Below are 23562 nucleotides of genomic sequence, written 5' to 3' on the forward strand. Positions count from 1 at the left end.
GAAAATGTTTTTTAAAATTCTCATTGCTGATTTCCGGAATCGCTTTTCCGCCCATGGCTTCCCCATCATCTTACACATTTGCTGATAAGCCCATAAAATAGGTTCCGGATCCTTATTTCCACCAAATTGATCAACTCCAGCCAATAACAGTTTTAAATGTCGTTCAGCAACTGTGAAGTTCTCCTCTACACCCCAACTTTGGTCGCCAGATAAAATATCAACAACATTGCTTGGCTCATCAGCAGTAATACACCAATCGGTACAAACCACTTCATCATACTGATATTTTTGACGTAACAAATCCGTGATTAGATAATGGCTATAGGCGTTGCCAACGTTTTCTGACTGACCGGGTGCAAAATCCATCGAAATCGAATAATATGGCATGATGCCAGCAATCCGATCAACATCAGTTAACTTCTTATCAAGAACACTAATAAAGGGGAGCAACTGATATTGCTGATTGTTTTGCGGATAAACACCATATTTTCCATAAGCAAAATGGGCGTCCCTACCTGCTTCAATAACCCCACCACCAGGCCAATGCTTAGCCATCGTAGAAACACTTTCCTTGCCCCATCTGCCTAAGGTTTGCTGAAAACCTTCAACGATTGCATTGGCAAATTTACTTGAAAGCCGTGCACTTTCACCAAAAGTACCACTGTAACGCATCCAACGCGGTTCCGTTCCTAAATCGATCTGTGGACCTAAATACATTGAGATTCCCATCGCCCGGTCCTCTTTTGAAGCAATTGTACCAAATCTTCTAGCTAACTCTGGATCAAAAGTGGCTGCAAGCCCAATTGATTCTGGCCATTGTGATATTTGTCCACCACTGCCTTCATTAAACTCAGCATCCGAGTTATAACCGTGGCGTGGATCAGTTGAATTAACAATGGGAATCGCCCAAGGCATCGTTTCGGATAAAGATTGCACTTTATTGTTCCATTCTGCAGCAACTTGCGGTGACTGTATAGTTGTCACCAAAGTATGCTTAATCCGGTTTTTACAAAAATATTCTTTTTGAATATCAGTTAACTCTGAAGGGGTGGTAACTTGTGGATCATATTCTTTTCCACCGTATGTTTGACTACGTTTACCTGTTGATGGAATTGCTAAGTGAGAAGTAAACAACATCAACCCTGCAATATCTTCAATTGAAAGTCGTTGAGCTAAATCTTTTGCTCGTTTCTGTGGGCTTAAGCGCCAGTCTTCAAATTCTTTTAACTTACCAGTTCGGTCATGGTCTTTAAAATAATGACCATTTTTTTCAATAAGACCTAAACCACTTTCCGAAGAATATGCTAATTCAGGCCCTTCGTCATTTTGTACATATCTGATTTTCATCATTAATTAGTCTCCCTCTAATTTAATTATCAGCTTCAAGTTCCTTTTTCATTTCTTGTTGATCCAAGATTCTAAAGAATGGCAGATAAAGACAAATCAATGTTATAAAAACAATAATCCGTAAGACGACACCTTGCCAACCATAGGTAAAGAAACTGGTAATAAACTTTGGTAGGGTCCACGGCATACTCATCATGACCGTAGCATTGATGGTCGTAATAAAGTGTATTTTGACAGCAATCCACGCGATAAATGCGGAAATTAAAGTACTGCAAACAAATGGAATAACCATAATAGCATTAAACATGATGGGCATTCCAAAAATCACGGGTTCGTTGATTCCAAATATATTAGGACCAATTGCAATTTTAGCCAAGGAACGATAACGCTTAGACTTTCCAAAAATCAGCGCAGCTACTAGCAAGCTCAAAGTACTACCAGTTCCATCGTTATTTACAAAGTCAAAGACTGCTAAATTGCTGAGATATTTTAATGGCTCATGGGCTTGAGACTGAGTAATAGTTGCAAGCATCATCGAAGTTGCAATTGTCTGCATCACAGATTGAATCGGCGCAGGATGTAAGCCAAACCAGAAGAAAAGATTGGCTAACATATAAACAAAGATAAAAGCGGGAACTGAGCCGCCAACCGACATCAATGGAGCCGCGACAATTTTATTGATGAAATCAAAAACATTGCCCCATGAGGTAAACGAAAATACCAAGCGAACCACAAAATCACCTGCAAAAATAATGATACCAATAATTAATGGTGAAAAAGAGTCAGCAATCATTGGCGGTACAGAATCCGGCAACTTAATAGTCAATTTTTCAAAGTGAGACAATTTAGAATAGGAGCAACCGACTAACAGGGCTACAATAATGGCTACGAAAATTCCTTGACTACCTAAATAACTATTTGCAAAACCTGCTAAACTCGCTTTTCCACTACCGACCATTTGTGGAGCTAGAATCAAGAAGCTCGCCAAGGAAAGTAATCCACCCACTTCTGGCTTAGCTCCTAATTCTTTGGTGTAACAATAGGCAACCGTAAATGAAATAAAAAGTGCAAGAATATTTAAAGTCCCACCAGCAATTGCGTTTAGCTGATCAGCAACACCAATCTTGTTCAACCATTCAGTGAATGCCGGAATTGGAAAATTAGCAATCACCATAAAGATCGAAGCACCAAGTGTCAAGGGCAACGTCATGATAACCCCATTAGATAGTGAGCGTAGTATTTTACTTTTTCCTAACTTGGCAGCCGTCGGGGCCAGTGTTTTTTCCAGACCACTTTGAATTTTTTGTCCAACAGACATTGTGAATCATCTCCTTTACTTTATGCTTAAATTATACAGCTTAATGTAAGCGGTTATTTTATTGATAAAGTAATGTTTTACAAATAGTGGTGAAATTTTCATAACCATGAAAATATGGTATTATTATTGTGAGGTGATACAATTGTCAACGCGCAAAATGCTTTCGTATTTAAACCATCATTGTGAAGAAGACGTCCAAACAAAATTAGTCCGTTACATGTTTAAAAACTACCGTACGATTCAGAACATGACAATCACTAAAATGTCACAGGAATGTTTTGTTTCTGCCGCTTCAATCAGCCGTGCCGCTAGAAACTTTGGATACAGATCATTTGACGTGATGAAAAAACAGGTCGCGAAAGAAATGACAATGCGTGACCCCCGTTTTTTATTTAGAATCGATAAGCATGAATTAACCCAACTAAAAAATCAGCCAGATAAATATTACAAACATTTAGCCGAGGAAATCTCCTTAGCCTTGCTAAATACCGTCTCATCCGTTCCAATGAAAAAAATTGATCAGTTATTACAGGAAATTTTATCCGCCAAACAAGTGACTTTTTTTGGATTTAACACAATGATTGACTCCTTAAAAGTCTTTCAGTCTGCCCTACTACATTGTGGAATTATCACTGCACTTGGTGAAAATAAACAGGACCAGCTTCACTTAGCTTCAACTTTACGGGAAAATTCTGTTGCCATCGTCTTTTCTTCATTCGGTAACTTTTTTTCAAATTGTGACAAAGTTTTTGATCAAATCATGAATTCTCAAGCCCACACAATTTTGGTGACACAATCTTCCAGCACTCCCTATTCAATTTCTTTCGATGAAACGTTAACAATTAGTACCAATACTAGTGCAGAAGTCGGCAGTTATCCGATGAATTTCTTATTGGATGTCATGGCTAGGAGAGCATTTGTGTTGGCACGGAGGTGAGGTTCAGTTAACTTTTAACACTATACAAATAAAAAGCTAAGTCGTTTTCTTAGCTTTTTACCTAATAACCGTCAGCATGATTAAAATTAACTTTAGTCTCTGATTGTTTTAATAAAAGTAAATCGTGATCTATAGAAATCCAACACCCCAAATATTAAAATATTGTTTATAAAGCTTAAACCATTTATGAAATTTGGTAACTAACTTTTCATCGTCAGAAGATTCAAGCGTCAACTTTGATAACTTCTTCAAGTTATCCCTCTCTAATTTCCAAGCATTTTTTTCATTTAAAACTTTCAGTAATATTTCTAGATATCCAGAAGCATCATTGTGCAAGTCTAAATAAAAATGTGAAATTAACGTCCCTACAGAGCATATAGTAATTCCAAAAGAAGAACTACAAATAGTTTGTTCAGCCTCATCTTCCGAAAATAAAATAAAATTATTATCGTGAGCAATCTGCATGTCAACACTATCAGTAAGAAATAATTTTTTTAATTTAGGATCTATCAAATTAACCCTATTTTGTTTTAAGTTACGACTCGCAATAAGAATTTTACGACTACTTTCTTTTAGTTTGTTTCTTTCTTCTTTTGTTGGCTCTATAAACTGAAATTGTCCATTAACCAGCAGCATTCTGCCGATGGTTGAATCTTTTAAAATCCGAGAATAATAGGAATCAAAAAAACTAACTTTTGACTTTGCTACCCACAAATTTGAATAATCATTCAAAATGGGCAATAGATTTAAGTGAGCTAAAAACATCAATGAAGATGTAGATATTTGATAATCTTTCTGCCCTAAGTATTCCTTTTCCTGCCCCACATAGTATCGATTTTCAGTGTCGGCAAACTTTTTGATATAAAACTCAATTAAATTATCCTTATTAACCAATCTATTAAAAATAAACGGAGCATGCCAACTTTCTTGAAGTTTTTCAGCTTTAGCGACAAAACTAGAATTGTCAGTTTTTTTTAATACTGAAATTAGCTTATCAAGAATGTTCTTGGAGTCTGTATTAATTGAATACATAAAACTATCCGAAGTATTTTCTTTGCTAACTTCTCTTTTCAATAGTTCTTGAAATATATACATGGAAAGTGTTTTTTGTTCTATTAGTATTAGACTTTTATTATTAAAAAAAATCTCATCATTTGTAGATAAAATTTGCGTACAAATTTTAAAGTCCGAATTAAGACCCATTACTTGAATTTTATTAAAGTCCATAATATGCCAATCTTCTGGTACAATGATAAACTCTGCGCTATTGCCTGTACTTTTTTCATTGAATTTAAACCACTTTAACTGCGTATCATCATAGTTGTCAATAGACTTATCCTCTTCAATACTATGCACTTTCTGAAACCAAACACTTAAAAAGGCTCTATTTAGCTCTTTGTCATTAAAATTCATTTTTAAAATATCTTTTTCCAAGGTCTGTAATCCGTGTTGAATACTAATACCGTAATAAACTAAGGCTAAAGCCGAATTCAGTCTAAAAAATCTATTTTCTGAGTTAATACCTCGTTGTGCTAAAGCCTTTACATCATTCTTATCTGCGCTAATTGACAAAAAAGCCATCATAACTTGTGCTCCAAGATTATCATCGTTACAATAATTTTTTAAATGGTAATACAAACCTATTGTCGCAGAAAATTGTTTTAATTCATTAAAAGATTTTGCTTTGAACGCAGCTTCTTTACACGTCAAATCGCAATCTTCATATTCAGATAGTATTTTCAAAACCTCGTTAGGCATATTATTTGTTGAGAAAATTTCCACCATCATTTCATCTGCAAATTTCTTATCAATTTTTTTAAAATATGGATACATCTTTTGAGCCAAATTTATTTCGTTTGTTCTTAACAGAAAAACTTTCATGTCATAGATTTTATAAAAATCTGGATAGCGTTCAAACTCAGTAACTATTTTTCCAAAAGATTTACCATAATTGTGACTCTGAATAATTTTTCTTGTATTTTCCAAACACAGTAACAGTGGTAAATCAAAGTGAAAAGAATTTCTTAACTTCGTTATGAAGTCTTCAAATTTAGGAATAGAAACATGTGAACTTTTCACAATCGAACCCATGTATGCAAAAATTAGAAATTCAACAAAATCCTGATCACATGTATTACCAATAGTCTCTAAACATTGACTTGTCAACATCTGAACTTTTGTAAATTGTAGGTTTTTTTGATAGAATAATATTTTATATTCCACTAAATAATTGTTTTTATTCAATTTACTCAGGTTATCAATAAAATTTATTCCCTCATGATAATATTTCAAGGCCAATAACAACTTTAATTTTTTCTTTATTAAACTATCATTTGAAGTTTGCTTCGCTAATTTCTCATTCACATATTTAATTTCTTTTTTGGGATTGCTTAATAAATGGTAATTGAACTTTAGGTTTTCTAGCATCGGCGAGCTAAATTCTATTTTTTTTAATGTCTCCTCCTTCTTTTTCTTGTTTTCTAATTCCTTTATACGAATTTCCAAGTCTTCTATCACTTTGGGGCTTATTTTTTCTGTGTTGTAAAAAAAAGAATGTACAAGATTTTCGACTTTAGCATTTACCTCTAGTACATCTATTTCAAAATTTCTCTTATCGTGAACTTTTCGTAATATTTCTTCTACTTTATCCATGTGACCAAGTAGAGAAAAATATTTTGCAGATAGGTACATCCAATCTTCGTCAATATTGAAAAAAGAATTCATGTCATAAAATTTAGCTAACTTATTATTTTCTAAGTAGTACATTGCAAAGTACTTATTCTTTTTTGAGTTTTTAATTCTGCTATTTTTTATGATATTCATGAACTGTGGGTTATCTAAATTTGCTTCAATCTTTACTTTCTCGTAAAACTCCTCTTCCATATTGGGATCATTTTGATATTCTCTCAGTTCCCTTTTTGCGGAATTAAAGTCTTTGATACTTACAAAGTACCTTGCAGAAACTAAGATAGCTAATTGCCTGTTTTTCTTTGGTAACTTTTTTATCAATTCACCCTTATCAATAAGTAACTTTAATTTTAAAAATAAAAGCTTATCAAAAATAATACCTTGTTTTAGAGCGCATATCATGTCTTTTTGTAGTATTTGATTAAAATTTGAATCTTTATCCAAATATTCATTCTTTTGAACATCGGCATATGCTTTTTCAATGACTTGTTGATTAAACAAATCGCTATCAGTCTTAAATGTGGAATCATTTTTTAAATACGTTTCCATTCTAGCATTGCTAAATCCTCTTGCTTTTCTCTTCACAGCTATATCATTAAAAATTTTATCTAAGTTATCCGTTGTTTGTATTTCATTTAATTCAATTGTTTTAGTGCTCTGTCCTTTTTCTTCAATATTCTCTAAAGTTTGTTCTAATGTATCGACATCTAAAAACTTAAAAAATATCTTACTTTTCAGACTTGATCCTTGAAGCAATTCAACATAAAAAAATACAACACCATCTTCCAATTGAAAATTTTTAAAAGTAGATTTATCAATTTTATTATAACTTGCTACTTTTTTGCTAAATTTTTTTACTTCTGTCCCTTTTACTTGAACAGGAATTTTACTTAAATAACTCCGCTTAGACATGGCTTCATCTTTAAATAAAATAATGCTACCATCAAAGGAAATGCCTTTATCATTTTGCGAAAGTTCTGAGTTTAATCTTTTCGAATGTTTTAAAAAGAGTTGTTTCACTTCTGAAACAGCTATTTCTTCTATCCTCTTTCTGTCCATATGCATATCCATATTCCACCTATCCAATTATTATTTAACCCGAAAAATAAACGTTAATTTAAAATTAATACTCAAACTAAAGTGTATCGTGAACCTTTTAACGTAGTGAATTTAATTCACCTAAAGTTACTGGACTAGATATTAAAACCTGTGCGTCGCCATTTCAGGATTGGTTAGTTATCCCACATGATTCTTTTTTCGTGTTTCTCCATAAATTAAAATTCTTGAAACGTCTTCATTTTGAAATCGTTTTCATTATTTCATAATGTTCTCAAAATCTTTCCAAATTAGAATTTTCCTTTTTAATAAGGTCCCATTTACATGTCCAATTTCAGCCTTAATTTTAGTTGAAACTACCAGTTCAAAATCTAAGTGCTTATACAAAGCTTTCCTAGTCAAAATATCTTCGTTCAAATCTAACGTTCAGTTGCACTAAAATCTATTTCGTCTGGAAAAAGGGCAAACTAAGTATATATAGTTAACTTTCTGAATAAAAATAATAGATTAGTATATCTTGGACAAAGCGTGTTAAAATAGCCAGCATTCCTAGCATGTCTTCCAAGATTGCATAATAAACTATTTCATCCATTTTAAAATCTGTCTGAATCGTTATTATATGTGAATTTTCTGCTAGTAGAAAAGACAAACGTTGCTACTTAGTTTAACAGGAAAAAGTACAAGTTTTTCGTTGACTTCTTCTAAACCTTGATTAATCAAATCTACAACTTACCATCAAAAATAAGATTTATAGTTCCTCACTTAGGTATTGAATTTATGTACTTTATATCTCCGGAAAGTCACTAATTTAAATTCCATTCATTAAAATAGAGTTACCTCAATCACAAAATCAATTACTTTTTCAAATAATACAGTTTTCCTGATTTAATGATCATTTCTATTCCTTCATCATATCTATCTCTAGTATTGGTCAGATGCTGATTTTTAGCATCTTTGACCTGGTCATCAATCATTTTAAATAAGTTAGACTTCACATTTTGATACATCAAATCATCATTAATAAAATGCAGTGGCTTGCTGATCAAACCAGTAAAACCAATTCTTTGTCTTTTATGTTCATCGAAATCAATTTTAAAGTCATCACAGTTTTCTAAGTGCCAATTTTTGACATAAATCGACACATTTCTAACCTGTTGCTCGTATTGTTCACTCAACGCATAGCACTCTTCACGTGATTCCTGCCCTAAATTAAGACTATATTCTAAATCTTCTAACCTATACAAAACTTTTAACAAATTACCTTGACAAACATGCCATTTTTCAACTGTTTTAGTTTGTTTTTCATATTGCTTATAGTCCTTCATAGTTTCGCTGACTAAATCATTGATCTTAAAATTTGCTTGACCCAACAGTTCTATTGTTGTTTGTTTTAAATTAGCTATTTCTTGAAGACGAGATTTACGCAAATTTTCATTTTCAATAACTTCAGCTTGAAATTTAGCTAATTTTTTCGTTTGTACAATTAATGCAAGCACTTTTCCTTTGTATTCATTTTCCTGAAAGTTACTAACTTCAGAAATCTGTTCAGTAATATTAGATAACTCTGTTTCTATCCCATCTGAATAATAAGAATCAACGATCATATTAGTGGCAGTCAAAATTAAATTTGGCGTAATCAATCTAGTATTAACTGGTTTTACTGTGGAAGAAACATTTACTTTTTCCAATAGTGCTTGTCCATTGATCTTATTTTTAGAATTCACCGTTGTTCCCCGATATAAATTCTTTCCCTCTTTAGCATGCATTAGAGTGGATCCGCTCGGGAAAAAAACGCGATAAAATTGTTCCCCATCATTTAATTCTATATTTTTGCTATTCTTTGCGGACTCAACTTTATGTAATAAAGGCTCCATACCGGCAGAAACTAAACCAATTTTTTCTATAATTTTAGGATCGCGAACTTCAAATAAATCTCCATTAACAAACGAATTATTATCAACAAAGGGCTCGAATTCAAACGGAGCTAGCTCGTTAGCAACGTTTATATTTTCTTTTCTCTCTTCAACTTTGTCTTCATCTATTAACTTTTTCTTCTTAAAAATACTCATATTGTTATACCAAGAGTTAAAAATTAACCCCTTTGCCCCTCTATTAATTTATTTATACATATTAGTATTTACTAACTTATATCATAGCACTATTACCTCAAAAAAACGTATACAAATTATTAATATAATTCGTTTTCTTGGCTTTCTAGATACCTTAATTTGAACTAATTATATCAAATACGATGCAGCCCTTTAAAAGACTTTTAAGGTTTATACCAATGATAATTTGAATAACATACACCTGTTCGTTCTTTTTATGGTATGCTTATTCCAAAATCATTGGAGGAGGATCACGATGAAAAAAATACTCGTATTTCTAAACTTCTTGCTTGAACTGCTTTTGCTAGGGAAACTGTGGCAAAGCAATGCCAGAAAAAACGCCCTCATTGAACAGCTGCAACGCCATGATTCTGTTATTGCGGACCAAGAGAAAGAAGGTTAAGCCATGCATATTAGTGATGACATGATCGACCCAGAATTAAGAGGACTCAGTAAATTCTACCGCACTGTGCATTCTCACATCACTCCAGGAAAAATGAAATTCTTTACCAATGTTTTAGCCAATTTGACAGGGATCGGGACTAAGTCGCTAAACTACGACCAGCACTACATCCCCCGCTTTGACGGAACAATGTTGCGGATCTGTGTCTATTATCCCAAAACACCGCAGGAAAATGTGCCAGGTATCCTGTGGCTGCATGGCGGCGGTTATGCCATGTCAATCCCTGAACTTGAAGTGCCCATGCTCAAAAAACTGATCGACGCCAGCGGAGCCGTAGTTGTTGTGCCGGAATATCGTCTGTCAACCGAAGCACCCTATCCCGCAGCTTTAAATGATAGCTATCTTGCATTAGAATGGCTCGCTTCACATGGGCATGAATACGGCATGCGCGAAGATCAGATCATGGTCGGAGGTTCTAGTGCCGGTGGTGGTCTGACCGCTGCACTGACATTATATGCGCGTGATCGTGGTGAGATCAATATCGCTTTTCAGATGCCGCTGTATCCAATGTTGGACGACCGTCTGACAGGTTCATCAACTGACAACGATGCACCATTTTGGAATACAGAATCAAATGAACTAGGCTGGCAACTATATTTAGGAGCTCGTTACGGTACAGATGACATTCCGCCATACGCAGTACCAGCTCGGGCAGATGACTTTGCTAACTTGCCGCCGACTGTAACATTTGTGGGCAGCGTGGAGCCTTTCCGTGATGAAACGGTCTCTTACATCAAACGTTTGAAAGAAAGCGGCGTTGAAACTTTCTTCAACGAATATCAAGGAGCTTTCCATGCTTTTGACCTTTTCAAGCCCAATGCACAGATATCAAAGCGGGCTACCGGCTTTTTACTGGAAACCTTCAACTATGCAGTTAAAAACTATTTCGCAGAGCAACCAAAATAACTAAAAAAAGACAAGCTGCCAAGATTTGATTTTTACAAATCTAACAGTTTGTCTTTTTTTCGGTGAAATTTCCCAAATATTAAAAACCACGAATTACCAAAATATCCAAGCAAAATCTTTGTTCCTTTGTAATTGTTATTTCATTATCTTCCAACCAAACTTTCCTAAATAAGTCCATATGATGTTTGGCGACTAACTGCTTGGTTCTATCACCTAAAATTATCTTTAACTATTAGCCAATTGCAAAGGGATAAAAACAGGCCTATTTATAACTAAAGGAAGCTAGTTCTTTATTTTGAATACGCTAGTCCACGTCTAAATCTTTTCCAAAAACTAGTGTCTTCCGTCTGCAACATTAAACCACCATAAATGTGACCAACATAAGCTGCCAATAAAACGACTGCAAGGATCAGCAACAATAACGAAAGGCTGATCTCAAACAACGAGGCAGAGTGATCAATGATCCGCATTGGCATAAAGAAACTTGAAAAGAATGGGACGTATGACAAGATTTTTACTAACAATGCACTGGCATTATCCTGAAACGGAATTGTCAAAAAGAAGGCCAACATACTCAGATAAACAGTCGGTTGTGCTGCTTTAGAAGCATCTTCGGCTTTGGCAACAAGTGCCCCACTAAATGCTGCGAGAATAGTATAGATAATCACGCCAAATAAAAGAAAAGCCAGATTGATGTTTAAGAGATCAGCCAGAACTTCTTTGATCAACGAGCCGCTTGAGGTCAGGAAATCATTAACAACTTTAAGATGCTTGACACCCAAAAAGATTGCCCAGCCACCTACAAGGTAAACAGCGATCTGCGTAACAATAACGCCAACAACTCCCAGAAGCTTGCCGTAAAAATAATTGGCAGGAGTAGTACTAGAAAAAATGATCTCCATAATTTTTGTACCCTTTTCAGAAGCAATTTCATTGGCAGTGACAGAGGCATAATTGATCAAGATCATGTACATCATGAAGACCATGATCCAAAAAGAAATCGTTCCTGCGATTTTTTTAGTTGAATTTTTATTGTCTTTGATCTTTTGCGCAAAGTTTGGTTGCTTTGCGAGGATCTGTGCTTGGTTTTGGTTTAGTTTTGCTTGGCGATAGTTAAGACTTTGCTGCAGCGAATTTAAGAAAGCAAGAGTTTTGTTTTTCAACGAGCTATTCATTGCTTCCGTCCCATGATATGTAGCTATAACCTGCTGGTTTTGAGTCGTTAGATTTAAATAACCCTTGATCTTATTATCAGCTAACGCCACACGTGCAGCTTTTGTTGTTGTGATCTTTGGTTTAACATCTGATTTATTTTGCTTAATGTAACTCGTGCGTAGTGATTTCTCTTTGGAGATTACGGCGATTTGGTCTGTTGACTGTTCGCTTGATACCTTACCAGAAAAATAACCCACACCTCCAGAGATCCCGATCAGCAAAAATGGCGACAGAATAAATAGTAAAAAACTCCAAGTTTTAACTTGGTTGGCATATGTTTGGCTAATAACAGTCCATAATTTATTCATCGACTTCACCTGCTTTCATTCGGAATATCTCATCCAGTGTTGGAGGTTGCTGACTAAATTCTGTAATATATTGCCCACCCGTTAATGTCGCAAAAATCTGTTTACCTGCATTTGGATCATCTAGGTGCAACAAATAGCGCTGTGCTTGATGTAATTGTGTGACCTCAGTAACGTGAGGTAATTGCTGTAGTTTTTCAAATGGCCATTCTGATGTAACATAAAGCTCTGTCCGTCCAAATTGCTCCCTGACCTCATCGAGAGTTCCGTTTAATACCGAACGCCCTTTTCGTAACATCACTAGGCGATCACAGACTGCCTCAACGTTTGACATGTCGTGACTAGAAAATATTATCGCAGCACCCTTTTCTTTCATTTCCACGACCGCATTTTTAAGCAGATCAGCGTTAACAGGATCTAACCCGCTGAATGGTTCATCCAAAATAATCAGTTTTGGCTGGTGGATCAAGGTACAGATCAACTGAACTTTTTGTTGATTACCCTTAGAAAGACTTTTGATCAAATCTTTTCTGCCACCTTTAACTTGGAACTTTTCCAGCCATTCGTTGATCAAGGGCTTGATTGCTTGTGCCCGTTTGCCTTTAAGCTTTGCCAGATACAATATGTGCTGCTCGATCGTCATTTTTTGCAACAAACTACGTTCTTCTGGTAAATAGCCGATCTCATCTAGAGTGTTTTCCGTGATCGGCTGGTCATTCCATAAAATTTCACCAGAGTAGTTTAAAAAATTAAGAATACTATGAAAAGCAGTTGTTTTACCGGCGCCATTTTGGCCGATCAAACCAGTAATTTGTCCAGGATAAACATTAAATGAGAGATCATTAATTGCTTGAGTTTCTCCAAACCTTTTTGACAAGTTTTTAATGGTAAGCATATATTCTCCTTTCACTGGATCATTATTGCTTTAAGACTAACCTAGAAAACCCTCGTCTGTAAACAAAAAAGTTCATTTCTAGCAACCACCCATCTTTGAACCTTATATTTTCTTGCTTTTTTATTAAACTACGGTAAAATATCTATCAGTGTAATTTTTTCAAATTGCCATTTAATACTTAGTTTTGCTTCATAGTCCATTTTTTTAGTAAATTATTCTATTTTTCAATCGTCCAGGGGGGAAACATATGAAAAACGAAGAATTTGGTCACATTGAAGTGATCGAGAAGAAACACCGGCACCAAACATATTGGGACATGTTTGCGACATGGGTCGGAGCTAACGCCAATAACGGCACATGGTATGTCGGTGGCGTCATAGCGGCATGCGGCTTTGTCACTGCATCGACCACATTAGTCATCGTGGGATTAGCGTCATACATCTTACTAGCTCTAGCAGGTTACATGGGCTACAAAACAGGAATCCCCGCAATGGGCTTAACTCGTGCTTCTTTTGGATTACGGGGCAGCTTTTTACCATCGCTCATCAACTTGGTTCAGTTTATCGGTTGGGCTGCCGTTAACACATTTATTGCAGCAACTTCTATTAGTTACATACTCCATGATCTGCTAGGTTGGCCTGTCTATGGTAAACCTGGTGGTGCCAAAGGTTTGGTTCTCGGTATCCTTGTTATGAGTGTCTTGCATTTGTTAAGCACATCAATGGGAGAACGTTCTGTGCAAATTATTGAACGTTTGGGGATCATCTAAGTCTTCGCCTTAGTCATTTGGGAAACGATCATCGTTTTCCAGCAAGTATCGCTGTCTGACATTATTGCTTGGCGACCACCGTCCTCTGCTAAAATGAGTGCTGGCGCTGCAGTTGATGTCTTAGCTGCCTTTAACTTGGCATGGGTAACTGCGGCTAGTGACTTTACTCGTTTCACCAAGAAAAAGTCCAGTTCCACGTGGGCTCCTTTTCTAGGTGCTGATCTTGGCTTGATATGGTTTGCATTGATCGGGATCATCGCAACGATCGCAACTGCTATTACACTCGAGCATTTTGATCCAAATAACTCCGATCCTTCGACGATCGCCAGCAAACTCGGTCTTGGCGTATTAGCGATGCTTGTCATTATCATCACCAGCACCACTGCCAATGCAGTCAACTTAATGTCAGCTGGCTCAGCTTTGACGAATATGACCAAAAAATTCAGTCTACGGGCCAGTTTGATCATCGTGACCATCGTGTCGGTCTTCGTCACTTTTATCCCACTGTTTTATTCGACTTTCCTCGACGTTTTTACAGCCTTCTTAGACGGTATCGGAATGGTCCTTGGACCTGAGATCGCCATCTTCTTAGTCGACTTTTATTTTGTTCAGCATCAAAACTACCTGAGTGACCAATTCACCCGCAAGAATGGTGTTTACTGGTATTCAAATGGAGTCAATTGGAGTGCGATAATCTCTTGGGCACTCGCTGTTTGCGGCTATTGGATCATAAAGCAAATACCTATTTTAGCGGACACAGTAGGTGCTACCCCTTTAGCAATGTTGCTAGCTGCAGTAATTTATATCTGTCTAGCAAAATTTGCTAAAAAAAAGCGTCCTGCCATCTAAAATAAGCGTCACAAAAACCACGTACTCTTCAATTTGGAGAAAGTACGTGGTTTATTTTTTATGTTAATTTTGTAAATTCAAATATCAACTCATCGTCGCTTGTTACCAATAGAAATATCTTCCACCTGCTGCATGTCAGCCAAAACGTCTGCAGCAACGACATCTGATTTGATCAAATTAAAGGTTTCATCTTCTCTTGCAGCCCATTGTGCCACTTGTTTTGCCTTCTCGTCAGATTCTGCTGTGATGTGTAATTCTGCTAGATTTGTCGGCAAACCGATACTTCGATAGAAAGAAAGCAATGTTTCGATTTCAGCCTGATCGCCAGTTTCTGCTAATTGAACCAAGATCCCGTACGCCACCTTGGAACCGTGCAAGATCTCATGTGTTTCTTCGATGTATGAAAGTCCATTGTGCACCGCATGGGCACCTGCCATTCGGCCATCACTAACACCAAAGCCGCCAACTTCACTAGCAATTCCGATGATACAATCTACTACATCAGTAAATGCAGGTGAAACACGTCCATTTTCAAGGTCTTCTAATGCTGTTTGTGACATTTCGACCAGTGAATCCTTGATCACTTGCGCCGTTTGATAAGACAAGCGTGTAAAAACAGGGAGGTCGTTGATGCGACCGCGCGTGATTCCTTCCATCTCATACCATTTAGCCAAAGTATCACCGATCCCCGCAACAAAGAAATCGTGCGGTGTCGTCAACATAAGATTGTAATCAACGATCGTAACTGTTGGTGCTTTTTTAAAGTATTCAACATATTTAAAAGTATGGCCAACTGGATGATAGATCGCTCCAACTGGTGTAAATGGTGCACAGTTAGAGGCCAGGGTCGGAATGCTAATGAAATCCGCTTTCAAAGCCTGTGCTGTCACCTTAGCTGTATCAAGTGCACGTCCGCCACCGATCCCGATCACAACATCCGTCTGTGCTGGTGCTTGTTGAGCAATTGAAAGCCCGTCTTCATCACTAGCAGAGCCATCGTAACGAAAAATCGGGCATGTCAGCGGACCCGCATAGTTTTGCTGAAAAGCAGCGTATGATTTCTTACCAGTCACAGCGATTGCTTGTCGGTAATCAGCTAAAATACGAGCTAAGTTCTCAACTGCCCCCTGTCCATTAATGTAACGATTAGCTCCCGGACGAATCTCCTCAACTAATTTCATAATATCTTCCTCCCCTATCCGACTTTAAGTCGTAAATTTTAAATTAGATAACAAAAAAACGCTCCACAAAGCATTCAAGCTTTATAGGGCGTCTCCACGGTACCACCTAATTTTTTCTATCATTCAAATGACGATAGACTTGCATAATAGAACTATGCTATCTCATTTAATGGTGAGAAACCAGTAAAGACTACATTGTCATCCTTACCGCTACAAGGTGAGCGGTCATGATCAATAATATTTGCTTTCAGCAACCGCAAACTCTCTGAAATTATTTTGGCCATAACGATCCTTGTCACTGCGTTTATTCATTATTATCTAATTGTATTTTAATTTAACGCAAATGGACAGATGGGTCAAGGTTTTTTTGAAATAAATTTATGTCCATTGAAACTTACAGTTTTCATCACATTGTAATTGAAGTCATTAACTTCTACAGCAAAATAACCATTTCAAAAATAAAAACAAACTACCGAGCCGGGCACGGCAACCGATAGTTTGTTTTATTTGCAGAAATAGACTTTTAATTTTTACTGAGCAGAATAACCACCATCGACCGTAAATTGCGCACCAGTGGCGAACTTAGATTCATCTGAAGCTAAGTAAACGCAAACATATGCGATGTCATTTGGTTCACCAATATGGCCCATTGGTGTCTTAGTTCGCTGCGACATATTTTCAACCATACCTGGTTGTTGTTTAACTAAAGGTGTTTCAATATAGCCCGGATGAACGCTATCAACTCTTATCCCATAATCTTTCAAGGCAGCATCAACTGCAGCAGATTTCGTCAACAGCATCGTGCCACCTTTCGAAGCGTTATAGGCGCCTAAATTAGGATCACCAACTAAGGCTTCGATTGATGACATGTTGATGATCGAGGCACCATTTGGCAAATTCTGCATTTGCTTCATGCCTTCACGAGTACCATAGAATACACCATCTAGGTTAACGCCTAAGACCTTATGCCATTCTTCATCTGTCGTTGTTTCAATGCTGTGTACTACACTAATCCCCGCATTATTCACAACAGTCGTAACTCTTCCAAAATGTTGTTTAGCAAAATCAAAGACTGCCGGCCATGAGCTTGAATCACTGACGTCTTGTTTGAAGAATTTAACTGCATCACCATAATTTAAAGCGTCAATGTTTTCTTGTGCCTTTTCATCGATGTCAGTGGCGACGACTTTGGCACCTTCAGCAGCAAACTTATCCACGATCGCTAGACCGATCCCTTTTACTCCACCTGTAACGATTGCAACTTTACCTTTTAAACGTTCAGACATTTTATTGCCTCCTCGTATTTGATCTAAATTTTGTATTTCATTACTCAAAAAAACTATCCTAAATTTGAACTTAATTAGATACATTCTACTGAAAACTAAGTTTTAACAACAAACATGGTCATGATTCTGATCCACTTTTTTGATTGCTATTTTCTGGGAGAACCTTTATTGAGCCGTATAACCACCATCGACTGTGAATTGTGCACCGGTGGCGAACTTAGATTCATCTGAAGCTAAGTAAACGCAAATGTATGCAATATCATTTGGTTCACCTAAATGTCCGAGCGGTGTTTTAGTTCGATCAGCCATAGCTTTTTCATATTCAGGATTAGCTTGAACCATTGGTGTTGATATATAGCCTGGATGAACACTATTAACTCGCACACCGTAATCTTTTAAAGCACAATCAACAGCGGCCGATTTTGTCAACAACATCGTGCCACCCTTTGAAGCATTGTAAGCACCCAAGTTAGGATCACCAACTAAAGCTTCGATCGAGGCCATGTTGATGATCGAAGCGCCATTTGACAAATTTTTCATCTGTTTAATGCCTTCACGTGTCCCATAAAAGACGCCGTCTAAATTGACACCCAAGACCTGGCGCCACTCTTTATTAGTGGTATTTTCAATACTTGAAGTAGCTCCGATCCCCGCATTGTTTACCACAGTGGTAACGGTACCAAAATGTTGCTTAGCAAAGTCAAAGACAGCTGGCCAAGTACTAGAATCACTGACATCTTGTTTAAAAAATAAAACAGAGTCCTCTTTATTTAAGGCCTCAATGTTTGATTTAGCTTTTTCATCCACATCAGTGGCAACAACTTTAGCACCTTCATCGGTGAACTTATCTACAATTGCTAAACCGATCCCTTTAGCTCCACCTGTGACGATCGCAACTTTACCTTTTAAACGTTCGGACATAATAATTTCTCCTTTTTGTAATTTATTTCACAATTAAAAAATAACACAAAAACTTAATATAATCAAATTTTGAATTGATTTATTTGTAAAAAATTTATAAATTGTGATTAGTTATACAATTAAAAAACGCATTCCATCAATTGACGAAATGCTATCTTAATTTAAACTTTTAGTTAATAATTATTTCTTTTGTTGTTTTTTTTAACGTGTTTAATAGCTGCATCCAATGCTTTTTTCTGTAAGAAAGAAGGCTTTTTCTTGGCAGCAATATGCAAACCATTATTAAATTCCACTAATAAGTGTTTCTTGTGTCCTTCAGCAATTTCATATGGTGCACTCTCAGGTAAGAAAACACCTAACTTAACTTTCATGCCTTCTTTAGTTTGCGTCATCTGATGCATCCCGATCATATTGGTATCTTTACCATTTGACATCAAGTAAGTGTTACCCATCATCACTAAGTCAACACCTTCATCGGGTTGAACTGGGTAGTCTTTATTACCGCCTGGCTTTAGATCAAAGTATGAAGGATCCTTATACATCCCGAAAGTTTCAATGATAGTTTGTTTTCCTGAAGACATATCCCCATTGAAATAATAGTGTTCTGGATGAATAGTAGATGGCAAATACAAGTTATTTTCCTTCATCAAGGATTGATTAAACAACATAAATTGTTGTAATGTAATGTTTTTAGTCTCCACGTTGACATATGCTTCTTGCATGTTTTTGCCCTTAACAGATGTATCAGCGATCTCAGTCCACATGTGGTCAGCGCGGTCTGTTTCTGGCTTAAAGACTTCGAGTGTTTTTTCTTTGCCCATCGCTTCTCTAGTCTGGGCCAAGGCAACTTTAGCGTCTTCTAATGGTAAAGCCACCAATTGTTCAAGTATCAAAGCTTGGTCATTGAGTTTAATACTTAAGCCCTTATCGTTGAAAACATCAAAAACATGATGATAACGTTCAAGTTCGATAGCGCGAATTTGTTCTTGTGTAACCTCTTGCCCGTCAACTGTAAATTTAATTTCAAAATCTTCCATATTAGCGCCTCCATCTTTATTTCTTACAAGACCTATTGTAAAAGATAATTTTTTAGACTGAACCGCACCTTTTTTAGTGTTGTAGTTTTATTCAACATATTGTAGGATAAAATTGAAATAAATTATTTAAAGGAGCAATGTGTCATGGCAGATCTCCGTTTTGAACGCACAGAAAAAATGATCCAATTCGCATTTTTGGACCTCTTGAAAACCACACCTTACGAAAAAATTTCAATCGCCAAACTTGCCCGTGTAAGTATGGTCGACCGTACTACCTTTTATGCGCACTTTGACAATTTATCTGAACTAGCTGATACTTTAATCGAAAATGCACTGGCACCATTCGTAGCGGCTTTTTTAGAAAGTAAAGAACAAAAAATGAAACGTAATTTCGACAGTTATACATTTTTCTCACATGAATTAGTCGATCACTTGTTATCAAACCGCAGTCAGATCGAGACAGTGCGTGAATTGCCACTTGGTGCCAATAGTTTCGACCACCGTTTGCGCAAACTATTCACAGAAACTTACACCACTTTCTTAAAATTACCTGAAACTGACTTTACGATTTTTTTATTCGTCAACTTAGCTATGGCCAATTTCGATTTTATTTTAAAAAATAGCCGTGTCCCATCTAAAAAAGAATTGCAATTGGGATTGAAGAGGATGGAAAGTTTTTTGAAATAAAGAACCGCCTCGATTTAAACAGAGTTATATCGCTTTTCATTTATCATCGAAAAGGCCAATATCATCCACATAGTCTATTTGGTGTTCTTTGGCCCAGTGAATTACTTCTTTGCCATACAGACGTTCCTCAAACTCATACCATTCGTCTTCCCAACCTTTTTGGGCGATCATTAACCGAAAAAGACGGAAAGCACCTTTTCCATGGGTAGCTTCATTTAAATCAGTAGAATCTTTATACAATGCAAATTGCTGCATATTATCCCATGGGTCAATATCATAACGACCAGGTACGAACAATATCTTTCCAAGATCTTGTTTTTCAAAATAATCCAGCGCAGCATCAATGTTTGTTTTATCATAAGTCAACAAAAGCTCTGCCTGTGTCTCGCCCATTTCTACGGAATCGATTATTTCCCCACTGATCTGTTTGAAGTTATTCGTGTCTGTATCGTAATAATAAATGTCACCAAAATTATCCTCGACCGATGCCTGAAAAATATCAATACCTTCACTTAACAATAGTTGTACCATCATTATTCAGCTCCTCTTTTAGGTCGCCTAACCACGTATTCCTTGTCTTGACTACTCCGTTTTGTTAGAGTCTTCAGTAAATTTTCTGTGATACTAAGTTTATCCTAACTGTTATTCGCCTAAACCGTACCACAAATTTAACTGATTCAGCACTAGCTTTAATTGACAAATGTTATAGGTATTACATTTGTCAATTTCCCTATTTAAATGTAATTTAAATAATTGCACGATTATTTGTAGGTGACGGTCCAGACTAATTTGGCACGCATAGCTGCTGCATAATTTTCAACTTGTAAAATTGAACCCGCTAAAAAAAGGCACCCATTACTGAGTACCTTTTCGCATTATGCATAATTTTTTAAACTTGAACACTTTTGCCCAATGCACTCTTTAAACGATTCAACGACAAGCCTAAAACGAGTGTCGTTAAACCATTTCTCAATAAATTAAACGGTGCGATACCGATCAAAACCAAACGAGGTAGGCTGTTGATGTATGGATTGACTGCTTGTGACATGGCCACGATCTGACTGATCGGTAAGTTAAAGGCTTTTCCGTATAGTGGCAAGATGAAGTAAATATTAGAGAGACATGCAATAACTGTGGCAACGAGTGAACCTAATAACATGCCATAAACCGCACTCTTAGTATTTTTGTTTTTGCGGTAAATCATCCACGTTGGCAAAATAAAACTAACACTGACGATAAAATTGATCAACTCACCAGTAAACATTGTACCTGAACCAGTTAACGCCACTTTCAATAGTTCTTTCAGTAAGGCAATCAAAATCCCCGCAATGGGGCCCATTATCAAAGTCCCGATCACCTCGGGTATCTGGGCCAAATCAAAAGACAAAAATGGCGGCATAAACGGAATCGGAAAATCCAATAGCATTAATAAATATGCCATTGCTCCCAATATAGCGATCAAAACAACTTTCTGTGCAGGTCTTTTCTTCACGATGATCCTCTCCTTTTTATATAAAATAAAAAACCTTGCACATTCAGCAGGGTCGGAAAAGTCATGCAAGAAAATAAAACAGCACTTGTCGCTATATTTTAAATTCCTATATGATTATTCTTCTTCCATCCAGACTATTACTGTCGGTTTCAGGATCACACTGAATCAACCTCACTGAGGTTCGCGGACTATCACCGCCGGTCGGGAATTACACCCTGCCCTGAAGAATGATTATTTACTTATTATAATCGCATAAGTTTTTATAAAAATCAAGCGTTTTCACATTAAATTTTAAAATTTTGTACAATTTAATGAACAAATCGCCAAAATAAGGGGAACGATCAGCTACTTTTGATTGTAATGAAATAAATAGCTCTATAAGTCCACTACCGGATGACTCTTGTCACCACTAGTATGAATAGGTGAAAAATATAGGAATGTGAATTTTAGTAGGCAAAATTTATGTGTTTCCTATGTATCCTAATCGATATCCCACACATTCCTTTTCAATACCCAATGACTTCTTTTTCTACTTCAGCGATAATATCAGCTGGAATATTATTAACATTGATCCGATAAATCCTGTTAAGACGCGGATTAAAGATAGCAAGATAATGTATAAATTTAAATTCTGCATGTTTTAAATGAAGACCCATCCGCTAGTATATCAATAACTGTAAAGTATAATCTTTTTTAGGTTTCATTTTTGAAACTTTAAAACGGAAATTTCAATATTAAATTAGCCACTTCCATTTATCATTTATCACTTTAGTAGCTTAGGGCAGCTCTTTGGTGGGGAGAAAGACCTAAGCCGGGAGGCGAAGGCCTTTCTCCCCACCAAAGCTCACGTCAACTGCTGACCCTTTAACTTGCTTGAAATATTTTCTGTAATTCAGCTTCGAGTGCCATCCGCGGCGTCTGGGTTCCCAGCGATCGCCGAGGTGTGTTATTCATCCAATTACTCGTTTCACGGGCTGTTTGGATCGGTTGCGCTATGATTGGTTTTCCCTTGGGATATACTCTGCGGAGAATTTTATTGTTGCGTTCATTACTCCCACGTTCATATGAGGCATAGGGATGAGCGTAATAAATGCCTCCATTTTCACGATCAGGGACTACTTTAGTTAGTTCACTGAATTCGGATCCATTGTCAGCAGTAATCGTCTTAAAAATATCTTCAAATTTAGAGCCTAGTTCATATTTGAGCGTTGCGATAGTCTGGTTGACATAACAACTTTCTTTACCTTGAATAAGAATTACTTCTTCATATCTAGTTTTTCGTTCAGTTAAAGTCAGCAAATTTAGATCACCACCTTCACGTTGACCAACAACACTGTCGATTTCCCAATGACCAAATTCCTGGCGTTCGTCAACTTCGATCGGACGCTTTTCAATTGAACGACCCAAAACCTTTTCATTAGTTTTGGAATGGACTTTTTTAGGCTGACGACTAATCTTTTCAGCCAAATCAATATTCCTAGTTTTCAGTCTTTTTTGATCGATCCAGTTGTATAACGTTGTGGTACAGGGAATGGTAGTCTGACTAAGTTGAGCATCATGATGTGCAGCCATCACAACTTGATCAGGTGACCAGGCATAACGAGCCAACAGGTGCTCATCGGCAAAGTTGATAAAAGCCTGACATGACCCTTGTTCATACAATGGCTGGCGTCCAGAGTTCTGTCGCTTACGTTCATAAACTGTTTGGCCAGCTTGCGCCGAATAAACAAAATATTGATACTCGTACACTTTGTCCCCCTGTTTTTGGCGACTGATCTGTCGCACAGTTCCACGCTTTAGTTCGTTATTAATGGTCTGGGGCGAAGTGTTCAAGAGTCGGGCGATCTGTCGGTTCGAGAGCACATGAACTAAATCATCGGGACCAGTGGAGTTGAAACGGGTCCAATCTTCAATTGATACGCGATTTTCTTTAGTTAGGTGTTTCCCTCGGATGTGATTTGTGGTATTCTCAATTTGCGTCATAGTGTGGATATCGTCCTCTCATGTTTTGTGTGGTAACTAATATGATAAACGATATTTCGCCACTATGGCGTTTTTTGTGTTAATTTTTTTAATTGGCTAACTTCATTTTAAAATCTCCC

The 23562-nt window shown here is 36.7% G+C and carries 17 protein-coding genes, 1 pseudogene and 1 riboswitch; of the genes and pseudogenes, 5 read left to right on the forward strand and 13 right to left on the reverse strand.

Translation table 11 applies throughout. From position 1 onward, the window contains the following. Both LACPOB_RS11725 and LACPOB_RS0103800 read right to left on the reverse strand, forming a co-directional pair. Positions 1 to 1350, reverse strand: a 1350-nt coding sequence (locus LACPOB_RS11725) for a glycoside hydrolase family 3 N-terminal domain-containing protein (protein WP_309299825.1), incomplete at its 3' end; no start/stop codon positions are given. 19 nt (positions 1351 to 1369) lie between these two features. Further along, a complete protein-coding gene (locus LACPOB_RS0103800; protein ID WP_017867502.1) occupies positions 1370 to 2665 on the reverse strand; it encodes a PTS sugar transporter subunit IIC in 1296 nt (431 codons plus the stop codon). A 157-nt stretch (positions 2666 to 2822) separates the two neighbouring features. Between LACPOB_RS0103800 and LACPOB_RS0103805 the strand changes: the two genes are divergently transcribed. Further along, a complete protein-coding gene (locus LACPOB_RS0103805; RefSeq protein WP_258420986.1) occupies positions 2823 to 3602 on the forward strand; it encodes a MurR/RpiR family transcriptional regulator in 780 nt (259 codons plus the stop codon). A gap of 129 nt (positions 3603 to 3731) precedes the next feature. On the opposite strand, the gene LACPOB_RS0103810 is transcribed toward LACPOB_RS0103805, so the two are convergent. Continuing rightward, entirely contained in the window at positions 3732 to 7355 is a 3624-nt protein-coding gene (locus LACPOB_RS0103810; protein WP_017867504.1) for a DUF4365 domain-containing protein, read from the reverse strand. An 845-nt stretch (positions 7356 to 8200) separates the two neighbouring features. Then, positions 8201 to 9415 (reverse strand): hypothetical protein, encoded by a 1215-nt coding sequence (locus LACPOB_RS0103815; RefSeq protein ID WP_017867505.1) that lies wholly within the window; start codon positions 9413 to 9415, stop codon positions 8201 to 8203. 295 nt (positions 9416 to 9710) lie between these two features. On the opposite strand from LACPOB_RS0103815, the gene LACPOB_RS12710 reads away from it, so the two are divergent. Continuing rightward, positions 9711 to 9857: a hypothetical protein gene (locus LACPOB_RS12710; RefSeq protein WP_017867506.1), complete on the forward strand. Its 147-nt coding sequence runs from the start codon at positions 9711 to 9713 to the stop codon at positions 9855 to 9857. A gap of 3 nt (positions 9858 to 9860) precedes the next feature. After that, a complete protein-coding gene (locus LACPOB_RS0103825; protein ID WP_017867507.1) occupies positions 9861 to 10823 on the forward strand; it encodes an alpha/beta hydrolase in 963 nt (320 codons plus the stop codon). Between the two features lie 290 nt (positions 10824 to 11113). Here LACPOB_RS0103825 and LACPOB_RS0103830 read toward each other — a convergent pair whose 3' ends face one another. Next, a complete protein-coding gene (locus LACPOB_RS0103830; RefSeq protein WP_017867508.1) occupies positions 11114 to 12346 on the reverse strand; it encodes an ABC transporter permease in 1233 nt (410 codons plus the stop codon). Then, positions 12339 to 13238: an ABC transporter ATP-binding protein gene (locus LACPOB_RS0103835; RefSeq protein WP_017867509.1), complete on the reverse strand. Its 900-nt coding sequence runs from the start codon at positions 13236 to 13238 to the stop codon at positions 12339 to 12341. Before LACPOB_RS0103835 ends, LACPOB_RS0103830 begins: the two co-directional genes overlap by 8 nt. Before the next feature lie 247 nt (positions 13239 to 13485). Here LACPOB_RS0103835 and LACPOB_RS11730 point away from each other — a divergent pair. Then, a pseudogene (locus LACPOB_RS11730) lies at positions 13486 to 14856 on the forward strand (cytosine permease). Between the two features lie 89 nt (positions 14857 to 14945). Here the strand turns inward: LACPOB_RS11730 and LACPOB_RS0103845 are convergent. The 4 genes from LACPOB_RS0103845 to LACPOB_RS0103860 form a co-directional block, all read right to left on the reverse strand. Beyond that, positions 14946 to 16037 carry an iron-containing alcohol dehydrogenase family protein gene (locus tag LACPOB_RS0103845; RefSeq protein WP_017867512.1) on the reverse strand — a complete coding sequence of 364 codons (1092 nt, stop codon included), beginning with the start codon at positions 16035 to 16037 and terminating at the stop codon, positions 14946 to 14948. Between the two features lie 530 nt (positions 16038 to 16567). Continuing rightward, positions 16568 to 17323, reverse strand: a complete 756-nt coding sequence (locus LACPOB_RS0103850; protein WP_017867513.1) for an NADP-dependent (R)-specific alcohol dehydrogenase — start codon at positions 17321 to 17323, stop codon at positions 16568 to 16570. Positions 17324 to 17488: 165 nt separating this feature from the next. Further along, a complete protein-coding gene (locus tag LACPOB_RS0103855; RefSeq protein ID WP_017867514.1) occupies positions 17489 to 18244 on the reverse strand; it encodes an NADP-dependent (R)-specific alcohol dehydrogenase in 756 nt (251 codons plus the stop codon). A 173-nt stretch (positions 18245 to 18417) separates the two neighbouring features. Then, positions 18418 to 19281, reverse strand: a complete 864-nt coding sequence (locus LACPOB_RS0103860) for a hypothetical protein (RefSeq protein ID WP_017867515.1) — start codon at positions 19279 to 19281, stop codon at positions 18418 to 18420. A 144-nt stretch (positions 19282 to 19425) separates the two neighbouring features. Here LACPOB_RS0103860 and LACPOB_RS0103865 point away from each other — a divergent pair, with 144 nt between their 5' ends. Continuing rightward, positions 19426 to 19968 (forward strand): TetR/AcrR family transcriptional regulator, encoded by a 543-nt coding sequence (locus LACPOB_RS0103865; protein WP_017867516.1) that lies wholly within the window; start codon positions 19426 to 19428, stop codon positions 19966 to 19968. A 36-nt stretch (positions 19969 to 20004) separates the two neighbouring features. Here the strand turns inward: LACPOB_RS0103865 and LACPOB_RS0103870 are convergent, their stop codons facing one another. The 3 genes from LACPOB_RS0103870 to LACPOB_RS0103885 all read right to left on the reverse strand — a co-directional run bounded on the left by LACPOB_RS0103870 (position 20005) and on the right by LACPOB_RS0103885 (position 23443). Continuing rightward, complete coding sequence (locus tag LACPOB_RS0103870) at positions 20005 to 20502, reverse strand: hypothetical protein (RefSeq protein WP_017867517.1); 498 nt, start codon at positions 20500 to 20502, stop codon at positions 20005 to 20007. 355 nt (positions 20503 to 20857) lie between these two features. Further along, on the reverse strand, positions 20858 to 21460 hold the full coding sequence (locus LACPOB_RS0103875) for an ECF transporter S component (protein ID WP_017867518.1): 603 nt from the start codon (positions 21458 to 21460) through the stop codon (positions 20858 to 20860). Positions 21461 to 21573: 113 nt separating this feature from the next. After that, positions 21574 to 21692, reverse strand: a riboswitch (FMN riboswitch). Positions 21693 to 22324: 632 nt separating this feature from the next. Then, entirely contained in the window at positions 22325 to 23443 is a 1119-nt protein-coding gene (locus LACPOB_RS0103885; RefSeq protein ID WP_017867520.1) for an IS30 family transposase, read from the reverse strand. Positions 23444 to 23562 lie beyond the last annotated feature (119 nt).

This window comes from Ligilactobacillus pobuzihii E100301 = KCTC 13174 (genome assembly GCF_000349725.1).
GTDB lineage: Bacteria > Bacillota > Bacilli > Lactobacillales > Lactobacillaceae > Ligilactobacillus > Ligilactobacillus pobuzihii.